This is a genomic window from Salinigranum rubrum (assembly GCF_002906575.1).
Taxonomy (GTDB): Archaea; Halobacteriota; Halobacteria; order Halobacteriales; family Haloferacaceae; genus Salinigranum; species Salinigranum rubrum.
Genome location: NZ_CP026309.1, coordinates 1,870,388 through 1,887,646, shown reverse-complemented (window position 1 = coordinate 1,887,646; position 17,259 = coordinate 1,870,388). Strand labels below are relative to the sequence as shown.

Annotated in this window: 18 protein-coding genes; 14 read left to right on the top strand and 4 right to left on the bottom strand. The window is 63.4% G+C overall.

Going from position 1 to position 17,259, the window contains the following annotated elements:
• Nucleotides 1-32 precede the first annotated feature (32 nt).
• The 4 genes from C2R22_RS09330 (at nucleotide 33) to C2R22_RS09315 (ending at nucleotide 4,409) form a co-directional block, all read left to right on the top strand.
• Nucleotides 33-1,163 carry a glycosyltransferase gene (locus C2R22_RS09330; protein WP_103425511.1) on the top strand — a complete coding sequence of 377 codons (1,131 nt, stop codon included), beginning with the start codon at nucleotides 33-35 and terminating at the stop codon, nucleotides 1,161-1,163.
• A gap of 66 nt (nucleotides 1,164-1,229) precedes the next feature.
• The gene (locus tag C2R22_RS09325) at nucleotides 1,230-2,621 is read left to right on the top strand and encodes a glycosyltransferase family protein (RefSeq protein WP_103425510.1); all 1,392 of its coding nucleotides are present in this window, start codon (nucleotides 1,230-1,232) and stop codon (nucleotides 2,619-2,621) included.
• A gap of 187 nt (nucleotides 2,622-2,808) precedes the next feature.
• On the top strand, nucleotides 2,809-3,354 hold the full coding sequence (locus tag C2R22_RS09320; protein WP_103425509.1) for an acyltransferase: 546 nt from the start codon (nucleotides 2,809-2,811) through the stop codon (nucleotides 3,352-3,354).
• A gap of 77 nt (nucleotides 3,355-3,431) precedes the next feature.
• Nucleotides 3,432-4,409, top strand: coding sequence for an alkaline phosphatase family protein (locus tag C2R22_RS09315; protein WP_103425508.1), 978 nt, complete (start codon nucleotides 3,432-3,434; stop codon nucleotides 4,407-4,409).
• Nucleotides 4,410-4,467: 58 nt separating this feature from the next.
• Here C2R22_RS09315 and C2R22_RS09310 read toward each other — a convergent pair whose 3' ends face one another.
• On the bottom strand, nucleotides 4,468-5,478 hold the full coding sequence (locus tag C2R22_RS09310; protein WP_281259277.1) for a glycosyltransferase: 1,011 nt from the start codon (nucleotides 5,476-5,478) through the stop codon (nucleotides 4,468-4,470).
• Between the two features lie 182 nt (nucleotides 5,479-5,660).
• Between C2R22_RS09310 and C2R22_RS09305 the strand changes: the two genes are divergently transcribed.
• From C2R22_RS09305 to C2R22_RS09280, 6 genes are all read left to right on the top strand, one after another.
• Nucleotides 5,661-7,076: an oligosaccharide flippase family protein gene (locus C2R22_RS09305; RefSeq protein WP_103425506.1), complete on the top strand. Its 1,416-nt coding sequence runs from the start codon at nucleotides 5,661-5,663 to the stop codon at nucleotides 7,074-7,076.
• An 81-nt stretch (nucleotides 7,077-7,157) separates the two neighbouring features.
• A complete protein-coding gene (locus C2R22_RS09300; protein ID WP_103425505.1) occupies nucleotides 7,158-8,141 on the top strand; it encodes a GDP-mannose 4,6-dehydratase in 984 nt (327 codons plus the stop codon).
• An 80-nt stretch (nucleotides 8,142-8,221) separates the two neighbouring features.
• Nucleotides 8,222-9,097 (top strand): SDR family oxidoreductase, encoded by an 876-nt coding sequence (locus tag C2R22_RS09295; RefSeq protein WP_162562437.1) that lies wholly within the window; start codon nucleotides 8,222-8,224, stop codon nucleotides 9,095-9,097.
• Nucleotides 9,097-9,786, top strand: a complete 690-nt coding sequence (locus tag C2R22_RS09290) for a glycosyltransferase family 2 protein (protein ID WP_103425504.1) — start codon at nucleotides 9,097-9,099, stop codon at nucleotides 9,784-9,786. The genes C2R22_RS09295 and C2R22_RS09290 overlap by 1 nt, the downstream gene beginning before the upstream one ends.
• Nucleotides 9,787-9,948: 162 nt before the next feature.
• The gene (locus C2R22_RS09285; RefSeq protein ID WP_103425503.1) at nucleotides 9,949-11,301 is read left to right on the top strand and encodes a DUF4910 domain-containing protein; all 1,353 of its coding nucleotides are present in this window, start codon (nucleotides 9,949-9,951) and stop codon (nucleotides 11,299-11,301) included.
• The gene (locus tag C2R22_RS09280; RefSeq protein ID WP_103425502.1) at nucleotides 11,298-12,134 is read left to right on the top strand and encodes a methionyl-tRNA formyltransferase; all 837 of its coding nucleotides are present in this window, start codon (nucleotides 11,298-11,300) and stop codon (nucleotides 12,132-12,134) included. Before C2R22_RS09285 ends, C2R22_RS09280 begins: the two co-directional genes overlap by 4 nt.
• Nucleotides 12,135-12,295: 161 nt before the next feature.
• Here the strand turns inward: C2R22_RS09280 and C2R22_RS09275 are convergent, their stop codons facing one another.
• A complete protein-coding gene (locus C2R22_RS09275) occupies nucleotides 12,296-12,946 on the bottom strand; it encodes a pseudaminic acid biosynthesis-associated methylase (protein ID WP_103425501.1) in 651 nt (216 codons plus the stop codon).
• A 186-nt stretch (nucleotides 12,947-13,132) separates the two neighbouring features.
• On the opposite strand from C2R22_RS09275, the gene C2R22_RS09270 reads away from it, so the two are divergent.
• From C2R22_RS09270 to C2R22_RS27425, 4 genes are all read left to right on the top strand, one after another.
• Nucleotides 13,133-13,456, top strand: coding sequence for a cytidylyltransferase domain-containing protein (locus tag C2R22_RS09270; protein WP_103425500.1), 324 nt, complete (start codon nucleotides 13,133-13,135; stop codon nucleotides 13,454-13,456).
• Between the two features lie 11 nt (nucleotides 13,457-13,467).
• Nucleotides 13,468-13,878 (top strand): glycosyltransferase family protein, encoded by a 411-nt coding sequence (locus tag C2R22_RS09265; RefSeq protein ID WP_103425499.1) that lies wholly within the window; start codon nucleotides 13,468-13,470, stop codon nucleotides 13,876-13,878.
• Between the two features lie 193 nt (nucleotides 13,879-14,071).
• Complete coding sequence (locus C2R22_RS09260; protein ID WP_103425498.1) at nucleotides 14,072-15,043, top strand: N-acetylneuraminate synthase family protein; 972 nt, start codon at nucleotides 14,072-14,074, stop codon at nucleotides 15,041-15,043.
• 17 nt (nucleotides 15,044-15,060) lie between these two features.
• Nucleotides 15,061-15,129 carry an SAF domain-containing protein gene (locus C2R22_RS27425; protein WP_394342390.1) on the top strand — a complete coding sequence of 23 codons (69 nt, stop codon included), beginning with the start codon at nucleotides 15,061-15,063 and terminating at the stop codon, nucleotides 15,127-15,129.
• A gap of 158 nt (nucleotides 15,130-15,287) precedes the next feature.
• Here C2R22_RS27425 and C2R22_RS09255 read toward each other — a convergent pair whose 3' ends face one another.
• Together C2R22_RS09255 and C2R22_RS09250 are read right to left on the bottom strand one after the other, a co-directional pair.
• The gene (locus tag C2R22_RS09255; RefSeq protein ID WP_103425497.1) at nucleotides 15,288-16,229 is read right to left on the bottom strand and encodes a dTDP-glucose 4,6-dehydratase; all 942 of its coding nucleotides are present in this window, start codon (nucleotides 16,227-16,229) and stop codon (nucleotides 15,288-15,290) included.
• On the bottom strand, nucleotides 16,226-17,254 hold the full coding sequence (locus C2R22_RS09250; RefSeq protein ID WP_103425496.1) for an SDR family NAD(P)-dependent oxidoreductase: 1,029 nt from the start codon (nucleotides 17,252-17,254) through the stop codon (nucleotides 16,226-16,228). Before C2R22_RS09250 ends, C2R22_RS09255 begins: the two co-directional genes overlap by 4 nt.
• Nucleotides 17,255-17,259: the final 5 nt, after the last annotated feature.

Below are 17,259 nucleotides of genomic sequence, written 5' to 3'. Positions count from 1 at the left end.
AGGCTGAAATCCGGGCCACCTGAACTCGGCGTATGGACACGGCGGACGGGATCTGTGTCGTCACGCACCCGCTCGCGGGCGCGGGTGAGAACGCGACGCGGACGCTCCTCGACATCCTCTCTGCGATTGCACCGGTCTGTCTCGTCACCGCGGACCTCCCCGCGGACTCGACGGTCCGTGACGACCACGAGGTCGTCGAACTCACCGACAAAGGGGCGGGGGCGAGCATCCTCGTCGCCGCGGTCAGGTTCGTCATAAACCAACTCCGGATGTGTCGAGTGCTCGCCGAGCGGGACGAGGAGGTGGTGCTCTTCTTCGGCGCGACCTCGTATCTCCTCCCCGTGTGCTTCGCCCGACTGCTCGGGAAGAGGGTGCTCGTCGAACCGCGCGGCGACGTCCCGCTCACGCTCCGACTCCACTGGGAACAACGCGTGCCCGCCTCGCTGGCGCGGGCGCTCGCCGGCACCGTGTGGCTGCTCGAACGCACCTGCTTCGCTCTCGCCGACGGCGTCGTCACCTACACCCCGAACATGGCCCGACAACTGGGACTCGACCCCGACGCGCCCGACGTCTATCCGGACGGTGCCCGGTACGTCGACACCGAGCGGTTCTCGGTCGAGATACCGTACGACGAACGCGAGATGGTGGTGGGGTTCCTCGGACGACTGGACGAGGAGAAGGGGATTCGGACGCTCGCCGAGGTGGCGAAACGCCTACCCGACGACGTGACGTTCCGCTTTATCGGCGACGGCGACCTGTTCGACTGGCTCGAACGCGAGTTGGCGGACGAGGTCCGGGCGGGACGGGTCGAACTGACGGGGTGGGTCGACCACGGCGACGTGCCTCGCGAGCTGAACGAGCTTCGCCTCCTCGTGATGCCCTCGCAACCGACCGAGGGGCTGCCGACGACGATTCTGGAGGCGATGGCGTGTGGGACGCCGGTGTACGCGACGCCGGTGTCGGGGGTTCCGGACGTGGTTCGGGAGGGGGAGACAGGGTTCTTGATGCAGGAGATGAGCGCCGGGTCCGTGACCGAGGACGTCGTCCGATTACTGGGTCGGGACGACCTCGCGGCGTCCGCCGAACAGGCACGTGAGCTGATACTAGCGGAGTACACGAGGGAGGCGGCGGTCGAACGATATCGTGAGATCCTCCGGGCGTAGTTCTCGGGCACCACCCCCACGTCAACAAGATATTAGTACGGAGGTCCTGTCTCCTCACGTACCCCGATGGATTCCGCCGAGTACGAGCGGCTTTCGGAGTTGTTCGAGAGAGACGAGATACTGTACGTAGGCTTTCGAATAATCTACAACGCCAACGAGGACAGGCCCGTGTCCGGTGCCGAGCGGGATGAGATTCCGTTCTACGACAGCCGCTTGTTCCCGGTCTTCTTGCTCTCGTATCTCGCGTTGCGGCGGATATGGTATCTCGTCCAGAGTCGACTCGGGTCGGCGATCGAACCGTTTCCCGCCGACAGTCACCTCTTCACCCTGTCGACCGATCAGGGCTACAGGACGTACTCTTTCAGGCAGGTGGGCCAGCAGCTACGAGAGCAGGGAACCGACATCGTCTATCTCACGTCCCCCTCGGTGAGCGACGTCGGGGCGGAACTGTCCGCGGACGGCTTCCGTGTCGTCTCGCATCGGGAACTGTTCGGACTCGTGCCGCTCGGGGCGCTTCCGCGGCTCTTTCTGCGGACCAGAGCGCGGATGAAGACACTGGAGACAGAGCTATCCGGCTCGTTCGAGGTCTCTCGACCCCAGTCGACGGTCGCACGGAACGTTCTGCTCACCGAGGCGGTGAAGACGACGTACCTCGGGCGAGTCGCCGACGAGCACTGCACCGTCCACACGTACTCGCCGATGCCGTACCTCACCAACACGAGAGCCGAAGAGCGCGTGCTCGTCTACCAGCACGGAATGCTCCTCCCGGACCAGTGGGAGTTGGCGTGGGCCATCCCGTTCTTTCGACCGCTGACGTACCTCGTCTGGGGGCCCGCGTGGAAGACGTCCTACGAAGCGTACGCACACCCCGAGGCGCCGATCGAAGCGGTCGGCAGCCCGTGGCTGGATCACCTAGCAGAGCGGTCGGCCGACAGCGCCGAACCGGAGTACGACGTGTTGCTGGTCAGCAACGCGCGTCGGTGCGCAACTCCCGAAGACCACGACCTGTACGAGCGGTTCGTGCGCCACGTCGTCGAAACGTGCGAGGCCAACGGGTGGTCCCTCGCGGTGAAGCTCCACCCGGACGAAGCGACCGAGTGGTACGATTCGCGGGGGTGGGGTTCGTTCGTCGTTCCCTTCGAAGACATCACCGACGGCATCCTGGCGAGCAAGCTAACGGTGACGAACGGGTCGTCCGCGTTCATCGAGAGCTGTGCCCTCGGGCGACCGGTCGTCGTCACCGACCTGTTCGGCGTCGGACTGGGTCACTTGCAGGACCGATCCGGACTCCACGTTTCCGCACTGGAAGATATCCCCGCGGACCTCCGGACGGCGATGGAGACGGACTCTCCTCGCGCACACATCGACGGTCTGGTCGACCTCGGCGGATCGACGGAGCGTATCGTAGAGTACGTCCGCGACCGGGACGTATCGGATCGTCGGATGAAGTTCGCGTAGTCGCGGTCGAATCGATCGCAGCGAACCGTCGTCGACTGCGAGTCGCCCGGTCGACGACGCTCCACTGGTACGAGAGACGGACGTTACCGTCCGAGTGAACACACGGCTAAGACCGGTGCGACCGTTACGCCGTCGTAACTCCGTACCACCGACACAGTCAACTGCTACGCGCGAGTCGGGGACGGAGATGTGGTCGAAAATTCAGCGGGCGATACGGTATCCGTCCCTCGTCGGCCTCCTGTTCGACTCGTCTCTCGGGCGTGCACGGGCGAGATACGAGTTCGGCGTCGACGGACGCGTCTCGCCACGCTCGAAGGTCACAGAGCCCGAGCGGACGGTGTTCGGAGCGCACACTCGCATCTCCCCCCACACCGTGCTGAAGGCGATGGAGCCACACGGTATCCAGTTCGGCAGCCACTGCACGCTCCACGAGTTCGGTTTCCTCGCCGGTAACATCACCATCGGGGACGGTGTTCGAATCGCGCAGAAGGTGAGTATGCACTCGTTCAACCACCGAACCGATCCGAGCCGACCGATACGTTCACAGGAACTCGACCACGGCGAGATCGTCATCCACGACGACGTCTGGATCGGCTGTGACGTATCGATCCTCAAGGACGTCGAGATCGGGGAGGGTGCGGTCGTCGGCGCAGGGGCAGTCGTCGTGGAGGACGTCGACCCCTACAGCGTCGTCGCCGGGAACCCCGCACGGCAGGTCGGGTCGCGGCAGTAGCCCGAGGGGCGCCGTTTCGGTGGATGGCCCCTCCACGAACAGAACTGTTTATCCGAGCGGATGGCATCCTCAGCATCATGACGCTCGTGGTCCTCGGTATAGACGCGCTCGACCCCGACCTCGTCGACGTGTCCACACACCCCTCACTCACCCTCTCGTCGCATCGCGCTATCGAGACTATCGTGAGTTCGAGCGGTGAGCCAAGCACACACGAGCTCTGGCCCACGATCATCACGGGGCTCAGACCGGAAGAACACGGAATCGTCCTCGACGACGGTGTCGCGTGGGAGAACCCGTTGCTCAGCGTCGGGAGCCGAATCGCGAACGTCGTCCTCCCCGAGACGGTTCGGACGCGACTCGGGGCGTGGCTCCTGACGAACACGGACGCCGACGCCTTCCGAAAACCGGCATCGTACTACGCCGCGAACGGGATTTCGACGGTGTTCGACGGGAGGAAGGCGGCTGCGATCGGTATCCCGAACTACGTCGTCGACGAGGAGATTCCCGACCGGGAGCACCAACTCCGAAAACACATGGGTTCGCTCTTCGAACGAGACGCGAGCGAACCCGGCGGACACTCCTCGTCGGACCCGGTCGAGTTCTACGAGCGCTGTCTGGAGATGTCGATGATCCGAATCGCCCGGGTCCGCCGTGCCCTTCGGGGCCGGCGGAACGAACTCGTCTTCGGCTACACGAGCGGCCTCGACCTCATCGGCCACGTGAGCTACGACCGACCCGAACTCCGACAGCGGGCGTACGCGGAACTCGACGAGTTCGTCGGCGAACTCGTCGACGACCTCGGCGACGACGACGAACTGCTCCTCGTCAGCGACCACGGGTTGCAGGACGGCTTACACACCGAGGAGGCGATGGTGGCTGCGACCAGCGAGGAGTTGATCGACGACATCGAGAGCGTACTCGACGTTCGAGCGGCCATCGAGCGCGAACTCGAAACGGGAGCACACGACGTCGTCGAGTCCACAGCGGACACGACCACCGACGGAGAACAGTCCGACCGCGTCCGCGAGCAGTTAGAAGACCTGGGATACATGTGAACCGGACCGGGGCGGCCACGGGAAGCGCCGACACCCGCCCCGGTCGGCGTTCGACCGGTTATCGTCGGACGGCCTCGTCGAACCCCTGGTAGTTCCACGTCTCGTCCCCGCCGACGCGTTTCAGGTTCTGGAGCACGCTCAACCCCAGGGCGAAGAACACGAGGAACGACGAGAGCTCACCCCGCCGCGGCAGGAGCGACGACCGCTTCCGTGGGCCCTTGTAGTACGTGAACGCGGCGGCGGACGCGAGCGGGAGTCCGAGCAGGAACACGAGCGAGAGGGGTGCGACCAGGAGACCGAACGGTACGACGGCGAGTGAGACGACGGCGACCAGTGACAGGAGGTCCGCGGCGACGTGGAGCGGATAGAACCGCAGGTACCACGGCCCGTACTTGCGAAGGTAGGTGACCGAACTGGGGTCGTGGTACACCTTCTTTCGGAACCACGTCATCGTGTTCGAGGCGAGGTCCTGCCCGAACGGCGTGGCGGCGATCTCGTGTTTCGCCCACGACTTCACGCCCGCGGTCCACAGCCTGATCCGGAGGTCCCAGTCCTCGCCCCGCTGCATCCACGGGTCCCACCCGCCGGTCGCGTCGAGCGCCTCTCGCTTCAGCGAGCAGTTACTCTGTCCGAAGAAGTGCGACTGAAGCGGGTCGTCGACCGGCCCGTCGAACCCGGGGTGGCCGGAGTTCGAGAGGATTCCGTACCCCGGGTTGGACTGATGGAACTCCTCGTGAATCTCCAGCCAGTCGGCGTCGACGGCGTGTTCGGTGTCGAGACACGCGAGGACGTCCTCGTCGAAGCGGTCGTAGATGTCAGCACGCGCGGCACCGACCCCTCGGCCCCTGTCTGACTGCTCGTAGAGGTCGACCTCGAACTCGACGTCGTCTCCGACCTCGGTGACGATGTCGGGCGTCGCATCGGTGCTGTTGTCGACGACGATGACCCGGTCGGGGGGACGCGTCTGCTCGTCGAGTTGTCGCAGCATCCGCTCGATGGAATCCTCGTTGTTCATCGTTGGGATTCCGACAGAGATACGCAACGGTCGAGTGGTCCCCTGGTCTGCCATCGGCATCGACTCCGGCGCTCAATATGAAGAGTGTTGTGCAGTCGCCGACGGTTGTGTGATGTGAACCGGCCGACGTCGTATCCGAACAGTGGCTCTCTTCGAGCGACATGCCGAGAGACGTTCTCCGGGACGGTCTCGGTTCCAGTAGACACTAATAACGTCCCCGACCAACCCGTCGTCGAATGAGGCCGGCGAAGTCCAGCGTCGTCCACTTTCTCTCCCGCGTCGGCGTCTCTGTGGTCGGGTTCTTCGGGACGCTCTATCTGACCCGGACGCTCGGAGCGGAGCAATACGGCACGTACATCGTCGTCCTGTCGCTGGTGTACTGGCTGTCGATTCCGTCGAACGCGATCTCGGGAGGGATCACGAAGCGTCTCAGCGAGTCCGACCAGAAGGGGTCGTACCTCGGGGCGGGACTGTTGCTGACCGGTGGTGCCATCGCCGTCGTGACGGTTGGTCTCGCCCTGTTTCACGAACAGATCGTTCGGTACACGGGGGTGTCCGAACTGACGCTCATCGTCTTCGTGGCCGTGGTGCATCTGGCGGTTCCCGCCGTGACGGGGGGACTCAGCGGGCAGTTCAAGGTCAGCTACGCCGGACTGCTCGTCTTCGTCGAACACGCGCTCCGCGTCGGACTGCAGGTCGTGCTCTTGACCCTCGGATGGGGGCTGGCGGGTGCGTTGTTCGGCTACGGTGCCGCGTCGGTTCTCGTCGTCGTCCTCGGGTTCGCCCTGTACGACGTTGTCCCACGGATGCCCACGAGGGCGGAGATTCGGAACATCGTCGACTACGTGCGCTACTCGTGGCTCGGGAGCATCAAGGCACAGGTCGCTGGCTCGGCGGTCGACGTCATCCTGCTCAAGTTCTTCGTCGGCACGTCGCTCATCGCGATTTATCAGGTCTCCTGGAACCTCGCCGGCATCCTGGTGATGGTCGCGGGATCGATTCAGGCCGCCATCTTCCCCGAGGTGAGCCAACTCGCCGAGCGCGGGGAGTTCGACCAGGTCAGAGAGATGCTCGAAGACGGCCTCGTGTTCTCCGGGCTGTTCGCGTTTCCCGGGCTGCTCGGTGCCGCGCTGATCGGAGAGCGGGTGCTTCGGATCTACGGCGGCGAGTTCGACACGGGGGTGGGAATCCTCCTCATCCTCATCGTCGCTCGGGTAATCTCGTCGTTCGGGTCGCAGTTCGTGGGCGTCATCAACGGAGTCGACCGACCGGACGTCGCCTTCCGTATCAACCTCGTCCTCATCGTCTCGAACATCGGGCTGAACGCACTCCTCATCCCGCTCATCGGCTGGTTCGGTGCGGCGATCGGAACTGCAGTCGCGGCCGCGACCACGCTGGTCCTCGGATACTACTACCTGACCGACCTCGTCGGGAGGGTTCAGCTCCCCTACGGGGAGTTCGGGAGACAGCTCGTCGCGAGCGGTGTCATGGCGGTGACCGTCTTCGCGGTCCGGTCCGTTGTCCCGCCGTACAGCCATTACGCGACCGCCGCGCTCGTCTTCGTCGGGGCGGCCGTCTACTCGGCGGTGGTACTCCTGTTGTCGACCCGCGTTCGGGACAAGATGCGCGTCGTCATCCCGGTCGGACTCTGACCGGCCGGTGGTCGTCTCAACTCGCTGGGGATTTGATACGAACAGATTAAAACGGTCGTTAGTCGAAAGACGGTCGTACTAATGAGCGTCCTCGTAACCGGCGGCGCCGGCTTCATCGGCTCGCACATCACGGAAGGCCTCCTCGAGGAAGGCCACGACGTCGTCGTCTTCGACAACCTCGAACCGTACTACGACGTCGGCATCAAGCAGCACAACGTCGAGACTTGCCGCGAACTCGGCGGCGACGACTACACCTTCGTCGACGGCACCATCCTCGACGAGGAGCGGGTCGAATCGCTGTTCGAGGAGTACGACGTCGAGTTCGTCTACCACCAGGCGGCACAGGCGGGCGTCCGCGCGAGCGTCGAGGAGCCCAAGCGGGTCCACGCGGTCAACACCACCGGTCTCTTGAACCTCCTCGAAGCGGCGGCCGACTCGGGGGTCGAGCGGTTCGTCCACGCCTCGTCTTCCTCCGTGTACGGACGAGACGAGTACCTCCCGTACGACGAGGACCACCCGAACAAGCCGCGCTCCCCCTACGGCGTCACGAAGCTCACGGCGGAACACTACTGCAACGTCTGGACCGACCTCTTCGACCTCCCGTGTGTGAACCTCCGGTACTTCACCGTGTACGGACCGAGAATGCGACCGAACATGGCCATCTCGAACTTCGTCTCGCGGTGTCTGAACGGCGAACCGCCGGTCATCTACGGCGACGGGAAACAGACGCGGGACTTCACCTACGTCGACGACATCGTCGAGGCGAACCTGCGGCTCTTGGACACCGACGCCGCGGACGGCGAGACGATGAACATCGGATCGACGGGCAACATCACCATCACCGACCTCGCACAGTACGTCGTCGACGAGACCGGCGCCGACGTGGAAATCGTCTACGAGGAGGCGCTGGAGGCCGACGCGAGACACACCCACTCGGACGTCTCCAAGGCGAACGAACTCATCGGCTACGAGCCCTCGACGTCGATCCGGGAGGGTGTCGCGAAGTTCATCGACTGGTACCGCGCGAACCGCGAGTGGTACGAACCGCTCGTGAGACGCTCGTAACGACTCGTGACTCCTCGCCGCGAGTCGCACGAGACGTGCCTGGAAAGGATTATAACGCCCTCCGGACTCACACACCACTCGTGAACAGGATTCTCCTCACCGGGTGCAGTGGGTTTCTCGGGCGCTACGTCGGCACACGTCTGGCCGACACCTACGACGTACTCGGAACGTACCTCACTGCGGACGTCTCATCGCTCGACTTCGAGACGGTCAAGGTTGACCTCCTGAATCCGCCCTTTCCCCGCCTCCTCGAGTACGACCCGGACGCCCTCGTTCACTGTGCGGCACTCACAGACGTCGACGAGTGTGAGCGGAATCCGGGCCGCGCCGTCCGGCTGAACGTCGACGCGACCGAGCACGTCGCGTCGCTGGCAGCAGAGACCGGCGCTCGTCTGCTGTACGTCTCGACCGATTCGGTCTTCGACGGGAGCAGGGGTTGGTGGGCCGAGACGGACTCTCCCGACCCTGTCAACGTGTACGGGGAGACGAAGCTCGACGGGGAGCGGACCGCGGCCCGCCTCAACGACGACACGGTGGTCGCCAGAACGAACTTCTTCGGGTGGAACGGGGCGGGTCGGGGCAGTCTGGCGGAGTGGATGATCGAGACGTTAGCATCCGGTGACCGGCTACCGGGCTTCGAGGACGCGTTCTTCACGCCGCTGTTTGCAGGTGATCTGGCTACCTCTCTGGAAGCCCTGCTCGTACGGGACGACACCGGGGTCGTGCATCTCGGCAGCCGCGACCGGATGAGCAAGTACGAGTTCGCCCGAGAGGTCGCCGAGGTGTTCGAACTCGATTCGTCGTCGGTCGCTCCGGTCGAGATGTCGTCAGTCGACCTCGATGCCCCCCGAGGAAACGACCTCTCGCTCGACACGGCACGAGCGGAGACCGTCCTCGGGAGACGAATGCCGGACATCCGAACCGGACTCGAACGAATGAGACGGGAACGCCAGTGATGTCGGAGACACCGAGCGATCGGACGGTATCAGTAGTCATCCCGGCGTACAACGAGGCGAACACGATCGGAGGAGTCGTCTCCGACGTGGCGGCGGTCGCCGACGAGGTGGTCGTGGTCGACGACGGTTCGGCGGACGACACCGGTGAGCTAGCCAGCGCCGCCGGGGCGACGGTGCTCGTTCACGAGGTGAACAAGGGGTACGACCGATCGCTGAGCGACGGGGTCGCCTACGCAGCGGAACACGGTGCGGACGTCATCGTGACCTTCGACGGCGACGGACAGCACGACCCGGCGGATATCGAACGGATAGTCGAGCCGGTGCTGGCCGGCAGGGCGGCCATCGTCGTCGGGTGCCGTCCGGAGTACGCACGAGTGGCGGAGCGGTTGTTCGCGCTGTACGCGAAGTGGCGGCTGGGGGTGACAGACCCGCTGTCGGGATTCAAGGCGTACGACGTTGCCGTGTACGACGACATCGGGTCCTTCGACACGTACAATTCGGTCGGAACGTATCTCCTGTTGGTCGCCGAGCGACGTGGATACGCCGTCGAGCAACTCGGAATCACAATCGAGCAACGCGAAGACGACTCCCGGTTCGGTAGCTTACGAGGGAATCTCGTGATTCTCCGGGCACTCTGGCGCACGATCCTCTTCGACATCAGGTCGACGTTCGAACGTCTCCGCGAGTGAGGCGCACGTGGCGAGTCCCGATCAGCCGGCACCGAACCGGCTGTCGCCCCAGACGCCGACCGCTTCGTTCGGTCGTGAGACGGCCGATATCTGCCGGTTTACGTTCGGGTCCACCCCACCACCGACGGAAGATACTTGTATCAGGTATAGTAAGTGGCGCGCATGACTTATTTGAATGAGGACTCTGTGAATTCACTCTTGCGAGAGTTGTATCCGATAACACGGAGCGTGACCGGCAACGGCGTCCGGAGAACGCTCGAGCGGCTTTCGGAGATCACGCCGCTAGACGTCCAGTCCGTTCCGTCCGGCACTCAGGTCTACGACTGGGAAGTCCCGCCGGAGTGGAACATCGAGGACGCGTACATCGAAAACAGCGACGGGGAGCGGATCGTCGACATCGCAGAGAACAACTTACACGTCGTCAGCTACAGTGTGCCGGTCGAGACGACGCTCACGTTCGACGAGTTGAAAGACCATCTGCACACGCTACCGAGCATGCCCGACGCAATCCCCTACAGAACGACCTACTACGATCGAGATTGGGGGTTCTGCATGCGCCACGACACGCTCGAATCGATGGACGAAGACGACACGTACGAGGTGTTCATCGACAGTACTCTGGACCCCGAGGGAGAACTCACCTACGCCGACGCGAGAATCGAGGGGGAAAGCGACGAGGAGTACATCCTCTCGACGTACTGTTGCCATCCATCGCTCGCAAACGACAACCTCTCCGGCGTCGTCCTGGCAACGCTGCTGTTCGAGCAACTCCGACAACGCGACACCTACCACTCGTACCGGTTGATCATCGTCCCGGAAACTATCGGCTCCATCAGTTACCTCAGTACGCACGAAGCGCCGATGAAGAACGTGAACGGGGGGTACGTGATAACGACCGTTGCGGGGCCGGGAACGTTCGACTACAAGGCGTCTTTCGAGCACGACCACCCAGTCGACCAAGCCGCTCGCTGGGCACTCTCCGACGACGAGTACGACGAGTACGAGTTCGTCCCGACCGGCAGCGACGAGCGACAGTACAGTTCACCCGGGTTTCGCATCCCCACGGGGACCATCGCGAAGGACAAATACTACGAGTACAAGGAGTATCACACCTCGAAGGACGACCTCTCGTTTATCTCCGCTGAAGCGCTCCTCGAAACCCTGCAACGGTACCTGTGGGCCATCGGCCTCCTGGAGATGAACCGCGTGTACGAGCGGGTCGACCCACACTGCGAGTTCAAACTCGACAGACACGACCTGTATCCGACGACGGGCGGAAAACAGCAACAACCCGGGTATCTCGACGAGACGGACCACAAGGAGTTCGAGTACCAGTTGGCTGACGAGGGGGCGAAATCCGGTGACGTGTTCGACGCGATCAACTGGTTGATGTTCTCGTGTGACGGCAGCACCTCGCTGTTTCGAATCGCGAAACGGTCCGGCGTGTCGGTTCGAACGCTCCACCGCGCAGCGAGCGAACTCGTCGACGCAGAACTGCTGGAGGCTTCTGCATGAAACTGATTCTGTTCTCGGGAAGCCACGCGCGCCACGTCTACGTACATCAGCAGGTTATCGACTCCGACGTACTGGAGGTCGGAGGTGTCGTCTCGATGCGACGAGAGGACACCCTCCCGGACCCACCCTCCGGATGGCCGGAGCACGACAGGGAACTGTTCACTCACCACTTCGAGCGACGCGAGACGGTCGAACGGGCCACGTACGGCGACAGGTCCCCGACGGCGTACGAGGACGTTGCCCCGACGCTGTTCGTCGACAGGGACGAACTCAACTCGGAGCGCGTTGCGGAGTTCGTGCGGGACGTCGATGCTGACGCCTGCCTCATCTTCGGCACCGGACTCGTCTTAGAGCCCGTCCTATCCGAACTTCCGGACTGGCGCCTCAACTTCCACCTCGGACTGTCGCCGTGGTACAAGGGCTCGGCGACGCTGTTCTGGCCGTTCTACAATCTCCAGCCACAGTTCGCGGGCGGAACGCTCCATCAGATCATCCCGGAACCGGATGCCGGGGGGATCATCCATCACTCGGTGCCGGAACTGAAACGGGGCCGAGGTGTCCACGAGACGGCGGCGGATGTCGTTGTCCGGTTCGCCGAAGAGACGGTGACGATTCTGGAGTACTTGGCCGAACAGGGGACGCTCCCGGTCGAGGAGCAAACGAGAACTGGAAAACTCTTCCTGTCCAGCGACTTCGAGCCACACCACCTCCGTGTGATCTACGACCTGTACGACAACGACATCGTCGACGAGTACCTCGACGGCAACCTGGGGGACAAACAGCCGAGCCTGACCGACGTATTCGAAAAAATCGACGCGAGCAACCCCCGATAACTCACGGACGACTTGGCTCCGTCGTGAGGACGACGTCGCTGCTCGCTCGGTACCTGCGACGCCGAGTCACGGTCTTACCGAGCGCACGGACCGCTCACTCGCAGGGCGACTTCGTCGCGGTCGAACTAGCGTGTGAATAGTTCCGGACTTCTCGCCCGACGTCACGCCTCTGGCGTTCTGAGGAGGAACTCGACGTCGACGGTGTCGTTGTCGTACTCGTCGGTCTGATACTCGAAGAACTCCTTCTCGACCAGTTCGAGGTCGAACCGTTCCAGATACAGGGAGGGGAAATCCGTCTTCCAGAGCAGTTCGTCGTGACCGCGGTACTGGACCTCGGTGTACTCCTCGGCGAAGTACTCGTACCCGTACACCCACTCCGACGTACAACGGACGACCTCGTCGAGTACGGTCTCGATTCGTTCGGGCGGGATGTGTATGAGGACGACAGAGGTAAACACCAGATCGAAGAAGTCGTCTTTGAACGGAATGTCGTCGGCACTCCCCTCGATGATGTTCAGTTCGGGCCTGGTTCGATGAGCCTTCTGAACGGCGTTCTTCTGTATGTCTATCCCGTACAGGTTCTCGAATCCGATCGATTCGAGACATTTGAGCTGCGTTCCGATGTTCGTGCCCACCTCCAGGATCCTGGCGTCTCGGTCGACGCTGCCGAGAAAACGCTCCATCCGCTCCGTTCGACTCACGCCGAACCGCTGTTCGGATATCTCGTTGGCCTCTTGGACGGAGAGGTCGTTTCGCTCGGTGTACTCCTCCCCGAACTCACCGTCCCACAGGTCCTCTGGGTCGCGTTCCATAGGTCATCAGCTAAGGCGTGCACAATATAAATGTCGGTCTCGTGGGTGAGCGGTCCGTCCACGAAACACCACCGGATTCGCTTCGTTTGCTGTGAGCGAAGCCGGGGGAAACGACGGGCGCGCCCACGACCCACTCGAAACCGTGAACGACAACCGTTAGGAGCAGTCGAACGGTAATGTCGCTGTATGAACGTCGTCGCAGTAATTCAGGCCCGGATGGGTTCGAGCCGGCTTCCCGGTAAAGTGATGTTACCGCTGGATGGACGACACGTCCTGGAACACGTCGTCCGACGGACCGCCGCGGCTACGTCTATCGACGAAGTCGTCGTCGCGACGTCGGAGAACGGCGCCGACGACATCATCGCGCGGTACGCCGAGCGGGCTGGCGCGACTGTGTTCCGGGGGAGCGAGACGGACGTACTCGACAGGATGTACCACGCAGCGAAGGGTGCCGAAGCCGATGTCGTCGTGCGCATCACGGCGGACTGCCCGCTCATCCCCCGGAGGTAATCGATTCGGCGGTGGCTCGGCTCGTCGAGAGCGGTGGAGACTACTGTGCGAACAAGTTCGAGCGAACGTTTCCGCGTGGCTTCGACGTCGAGGTGTTCACCATGGAGAGCTTCGAGCGGGTGTATCAGGAATCGACCGAACCACATCACCGAGAGCACGTGACACCGTACTATCGGGAGAACCCACAGGAGTTCGAGACCGTCTCCCTGACGGCAGACCAGGTCTTCGACGAGCCGTACATGCGAGACCGGGGAGAGCTCCGGATCACCCTCGACGAAGCGGACGACTACGAACTCTTTCGGCGGATATACGCACAGGTCGAGTACGACGACATCCTTCCGGTTGACGCGGCGATCAAACTGATAGACGACGAAGACCTCCAGCGACTCAACGCCCACGTCAAACAGAAGAACGTGAAGTAGACCGGCTCAGCCTGCTGTGAATCGGTCTTCGCCGAGAAGTCGTCTCGTCGAGGGACGGGCCCGTACTGCGGTCGGGCGGGGTGAGCGTCCGCACTCGTCACGCGCGAGGAACCGTCGACATACGCCGGGTGGGCCCCTCGTTCGCGGGGTTCTACTCGGTGGTTTTATCGAGTTGAGCAGTACAGCAACACGTATGGACGAACGAGAATCAGTCCGTATCGGCGACCGGGAACTCGGCCATCGGGACGATACGTACGTGATCGCCGAGATCGGAGCGAACTTCGATGGCTCGAAGCGACGGGCGAAGAAACTCATCGAACTGGCCGCCGAGTGCGGCGCCGACGCGGCCAAGTTCCAGGCGTTCAAAGCGGACAAGATCCTCTCCAAACAGGGGTTCGACGGGCTGAAGGAGGGATTTCAACAGGAGTGGGACAAACCGGTGTACGAGGTGTACCGGGACGCCGAACTCCCCCGGGAGTGGATACCCGAACTGGCGGACCACTGTGAGAACGCCGACATCGATTTTCTCTGCACCCCATACGACAAGGAAGCCGTCGACGTTCTCGACGAGTTCGTCTCCGTGTACAAGATCGGCTCCGGCGACATAACCTGGCTCGACTACCTCGAATACACGGCCGAGAAGGGCAAGCCGATCATCCTCTCGACGGGCGCGAGCACGCTCGGAGAGATCGAAGAGGCCGTCAGAGCCGTTCGGTCGACGGGAAACTCCGAGATCATCATCCTACAGTGTGTGACCAACTACCCCTCGAAAGCCGAGTCGTCGCACATCCGTGCGATGGAAGGGCTGAGAGACTCGTTCGGCGTCCCCGTGGGATACTCGGATCACACGCCGGGACTGGGTGTCTCTCTGGGCGCGGTCAGCCGTGGGGGGTGCGTCATCGAGAAACACTTCACTGACGACAGCACCAGGGACGGACCGGACCATCCGCACTCACTCACTCCCGACGAGTTCGGCACCCTGGTCACCGAGGTCAGACGGATCAACGACGCGTTGGGCGAGACGACGAAGCGGGTGTACGAAGAGGAAGAGACGCCCGCAGTGCTTCAGCGTCGGTCACTCAGGGCCGCCGCGGATATCGAGGCCGGCGAGGAGATCACGGAACGAAAACTGACCGCCCTCCGCCCCGCCCCGAGGACGCGCTGACACCGCGTTACAAGGACGTGGTCGTCGGCCGGGAAGCGAGACGCGATATCGAACGGGGCCACGCGATCACGTGGGAAGACGTCTGAGACGGACGTCCCCGTGAGAGCCCTACGAGTAGTCACACCGGTCGCTCGGAGCCGACACGAAGACGGCCAGGCCAGGGCGCACGCGAGTTCTCGCTCGAAGGTGACGTGTCCACTGCGACGGCCACCCTGCCGTCCGGGGTGCGTCGCGGTGGCGTCGATCACGACTGCAGCCACTCGCGGAGTTCCCCGATACCCTCTTCGAGCGACACCTCGGGGGTCCACCCGAGGAGTTCCTCCGCTTTCGTCGGGTCACACAGGAGTTTCTGGACCTCGCTTTGGGGGTGGTGGTGCTCGACGTTCCGGATCTCGGTCCCCGGCGAGGCGACGACCCGGGCCAGGTCGTTGATGCTGATATCGCGGCCCGTTCCCGCGTTGATGACCTCACCGACTGCCGCGTCCGAGAAGGTCGCCTCGACGATGAACCGGGCACAGTCGGTCACGTACAGCAAGTCGCGGGTCTGCGTGCCGTCGCCGAACACCTTCAGATCCTCGCCGGCGAGGTCGCGGCTCGTGAAGATGGAGACGACCCCGCCGGCCATTCCCGTCTTCTGGAAGGGGCCGTACGTGTTGAACGGGCGAAGGATCGTCACGGGGAGGTCGTACCCGTGATAGTACGACTCGGCGAGGTTCTCCGCGGCGAGCTTCGAGCCTGCGTACGGCGAGGCCGGCTTCACCGGGTGCTCTTCGTCGATTCCCTCGCTCGTATCCGCCATGTCGTACACCATGCAGGTGCCCACGAGGCCGAGGCGGACGTCGTCAGCACGGCACGCTTCGAGCACCACCTGTGTCCCCCTGACGTTCGTTTCGAAGTGCGACTGTGGGTCGTCGAGGCTCTCTTGAACGTCGATTTCGGCCGCGAGGTGGATACAGGCGTCGACGTCGGCGTCGAAGAGCGCGTCGACGTCCCCCCGCTCCCGGACGCTCCCCACGAGCAGTTCGAAGTCCGGGTCGTCGACGAAGGCGGCGACGTTCTCCCGTGACCCGTTGGAGAGGTCGTCCAGTCCTCGTACCACGTGGCCTCGGTCGAGGAGTTCAGCGACGACCCAACGCCCGATGAAGCCCCCGGCGCCGGTCACGGCGACCGTCTTCGGATCGCTCATTCGTCCACCTCTAGCACGCCGGTCTGTTCGAGGAACGAAGCGATCTCCCCGGGCGAGAGGACCGCTGCCTCCTCCGTCGACTGGACGACGTCAGTGGCCTCGGTGAACCCCGCGAGCCCGTCGTGTTCGAGGTACCCGTCCTGGTCCGTCGTTTCGGGGAGAACGGCGTAGAGCGACTCCGTCTCGACGGTTCGTTGCTTCTCGCGTCCGGTCATCATCTCCTCGTGAAACGTCTCACCGAGCCGCGGACCGGTGAGTTCGACTTCGACAGCACCGGGGTCGTGTCCGAACCTCGGGGCGAGTTCGTCGATGAGGACCCTCGCCAGGTCCTCGATACGGATCGCTGGCATCTTCTTCATGAATATCTCGCCGCCCTCCGTGTGGGTCATCGCGGCGGTCACGAGGTCGTACACGTCGTCGAAGGTGAGAAAGAACCGCCGCATCCGGCGGTCGGTGAGCGTCACGGGTCCTCCCTCGCGGATCTGCTCACGGAAGTGGGGGATGACGGAGCCGGAGGAGTCGACGACGTTTCCGAACCGCACCGAGGCGAGGCGGAGATCGGACCGCCCAGCGTGCTTGTTGCCGGCCGTGATGAGCTTCTCGCCGAGGAGCTTCGTGGTCCCCATCGTGTTGGCCGGGTTGACCGCCTTGTCGCTGCTCGTGAACACCATCCGCTCGACTGTCGTGTCGATGGCGGCGTCGATGACGTTCTGTATCCCCAGGACGTTCGTCTTGATCGCCTCGAACGGGTTGTACTCGCAGACGTCGACGTGTTTCATCGCTGCAGTGTGGACGACGACGTCGATGTCTTCGAGGGCGCGGTCGAGGCGGTCGCGGTCTCGGATGTCTCCCGAGAGGAACCGACACCGGTCGTCGTCGAGGGTCGAGGCGAGACGAGAGAGGTTGGGTTCGTTGTTGTCGAGTATCCGAAGGACGTTCAGATCAGAGTCGAGCAGGCGTACGGAGAGCTCCCGACCGACGGAGCCGCCACCGCCGGTCAACAACACGTTCTTGTCCGAGAGCATCGTGG

Excerpts from the sequence above, each read along its gene's own strand:
- C2R22_RS09330 (WP_103425511.1), top strand. The coding sequence starts at position 33 with ATGGACACGGCGGACGGGATCTGTGTCGTCACGCACCCGCTCGCGGGC.
- C2R22_RS09325 (WP_103425510.1), top strand. The coding sequence starts at position 1,230 with ATGGATTCCGCCGAGTACGAGCGGCTTTCGGAGTTGTTCGAGAGAGAC.
- C2R22_RS09320 (WP_103425509.1), top strand. The coding sequence starts at position 2,809 with ATGTGGTCGAAAATTCAGCGGGCGATACGGTATCCGTCCCTCGTCGGC.
- C2R22_RS09315 (WP_103425508.1), top strand. The coding sequence starts at position 3,432 with ATGACGCTCGTGGTCCTCGGTATAGACGCGCTCGACCCCGACCTCGTC.
- C2R22_RS09310 (WP_281259277.1), bottom strand. The coding sequence starts at position 5,478 with ATGGCAGACCAGGGGACCACTCGACCGTTGCGTATCTCTGTCGGAATC.
- C2R22_RS09305 (WP_103425506.1), top strand. The coding sequence starts at position 5,661 with ATGAGGCCGGCGAAGTCCAGCGTCGTCCACTTTCTCTCCCGCGTCGGC.
- C2R22_RS09300 (WP_103425505.1), top strand. The coding sequence starts at position 7,158 with ATGAGCGTCCTCGTAACCGGCGGCGCCGGCTTCATCGGCTCGCACATC.
- C2R22_RS09290 (WP_103425504.1), top strand. The coding sequence starts at position 9,097 with ATGTCGGAGACACCGAGCGATCGGACGGTATCAGTAGTCATCCCGGCG.
- C2R22_RS09285 (WP_103425503.1), top strand. The coding sequence starts at position 9,949 with ATGACTTATTTGAATGAGGACTCTGTGAATTCACTCTTGCGAGAGTTG.
- C2R22_RS09280 (WP_103425502.1), top strand. The coding sequence starts at position 11,298 with ATGAAACTGATTCTGTTCTCGGGAAGCCACGCGCGCCACGTCTACGTA.
- C2R22_RS09275 (WP_103425501.1), bottom strand. The coding sequence starts at position 12,946 with ATGGAACGCGACCCAGAGGACCTGTGGGACGGTGAGTTCGGGGAGGAG.
- C2R22_RS09270 (WP_103425500.1), top strand. The coding sequence starts at position 13,133 with ATGAACGTCGTCGCAGTAATTCAGGCCCGGATGGGTTCGAGCCGGCTT.
- C2R22_RS09260 (WP_103425498.1), top strand. The coding sequence starts at position 14,072 with ATGGACGAACGAGAATCAGTCCGTATCGGCGACCGGGAACTCGGCCAT.
- C2R22_RS09255 (WP_103425497.1), bottom strand. The coding sequence starts at position 16,229 with ATGAGCGATCCGAAGACGGTCGCCGTGACCGGCGCCGGGGGCTTCATC.
- C2R22_RS09250 (WP_103425496.1), bottom strand. The coding sequence starts at position 17,254 with ATGCTCTCGGACAAGAACGTGTTGTTGACCGGCGGTGGCGGCTCCGTC.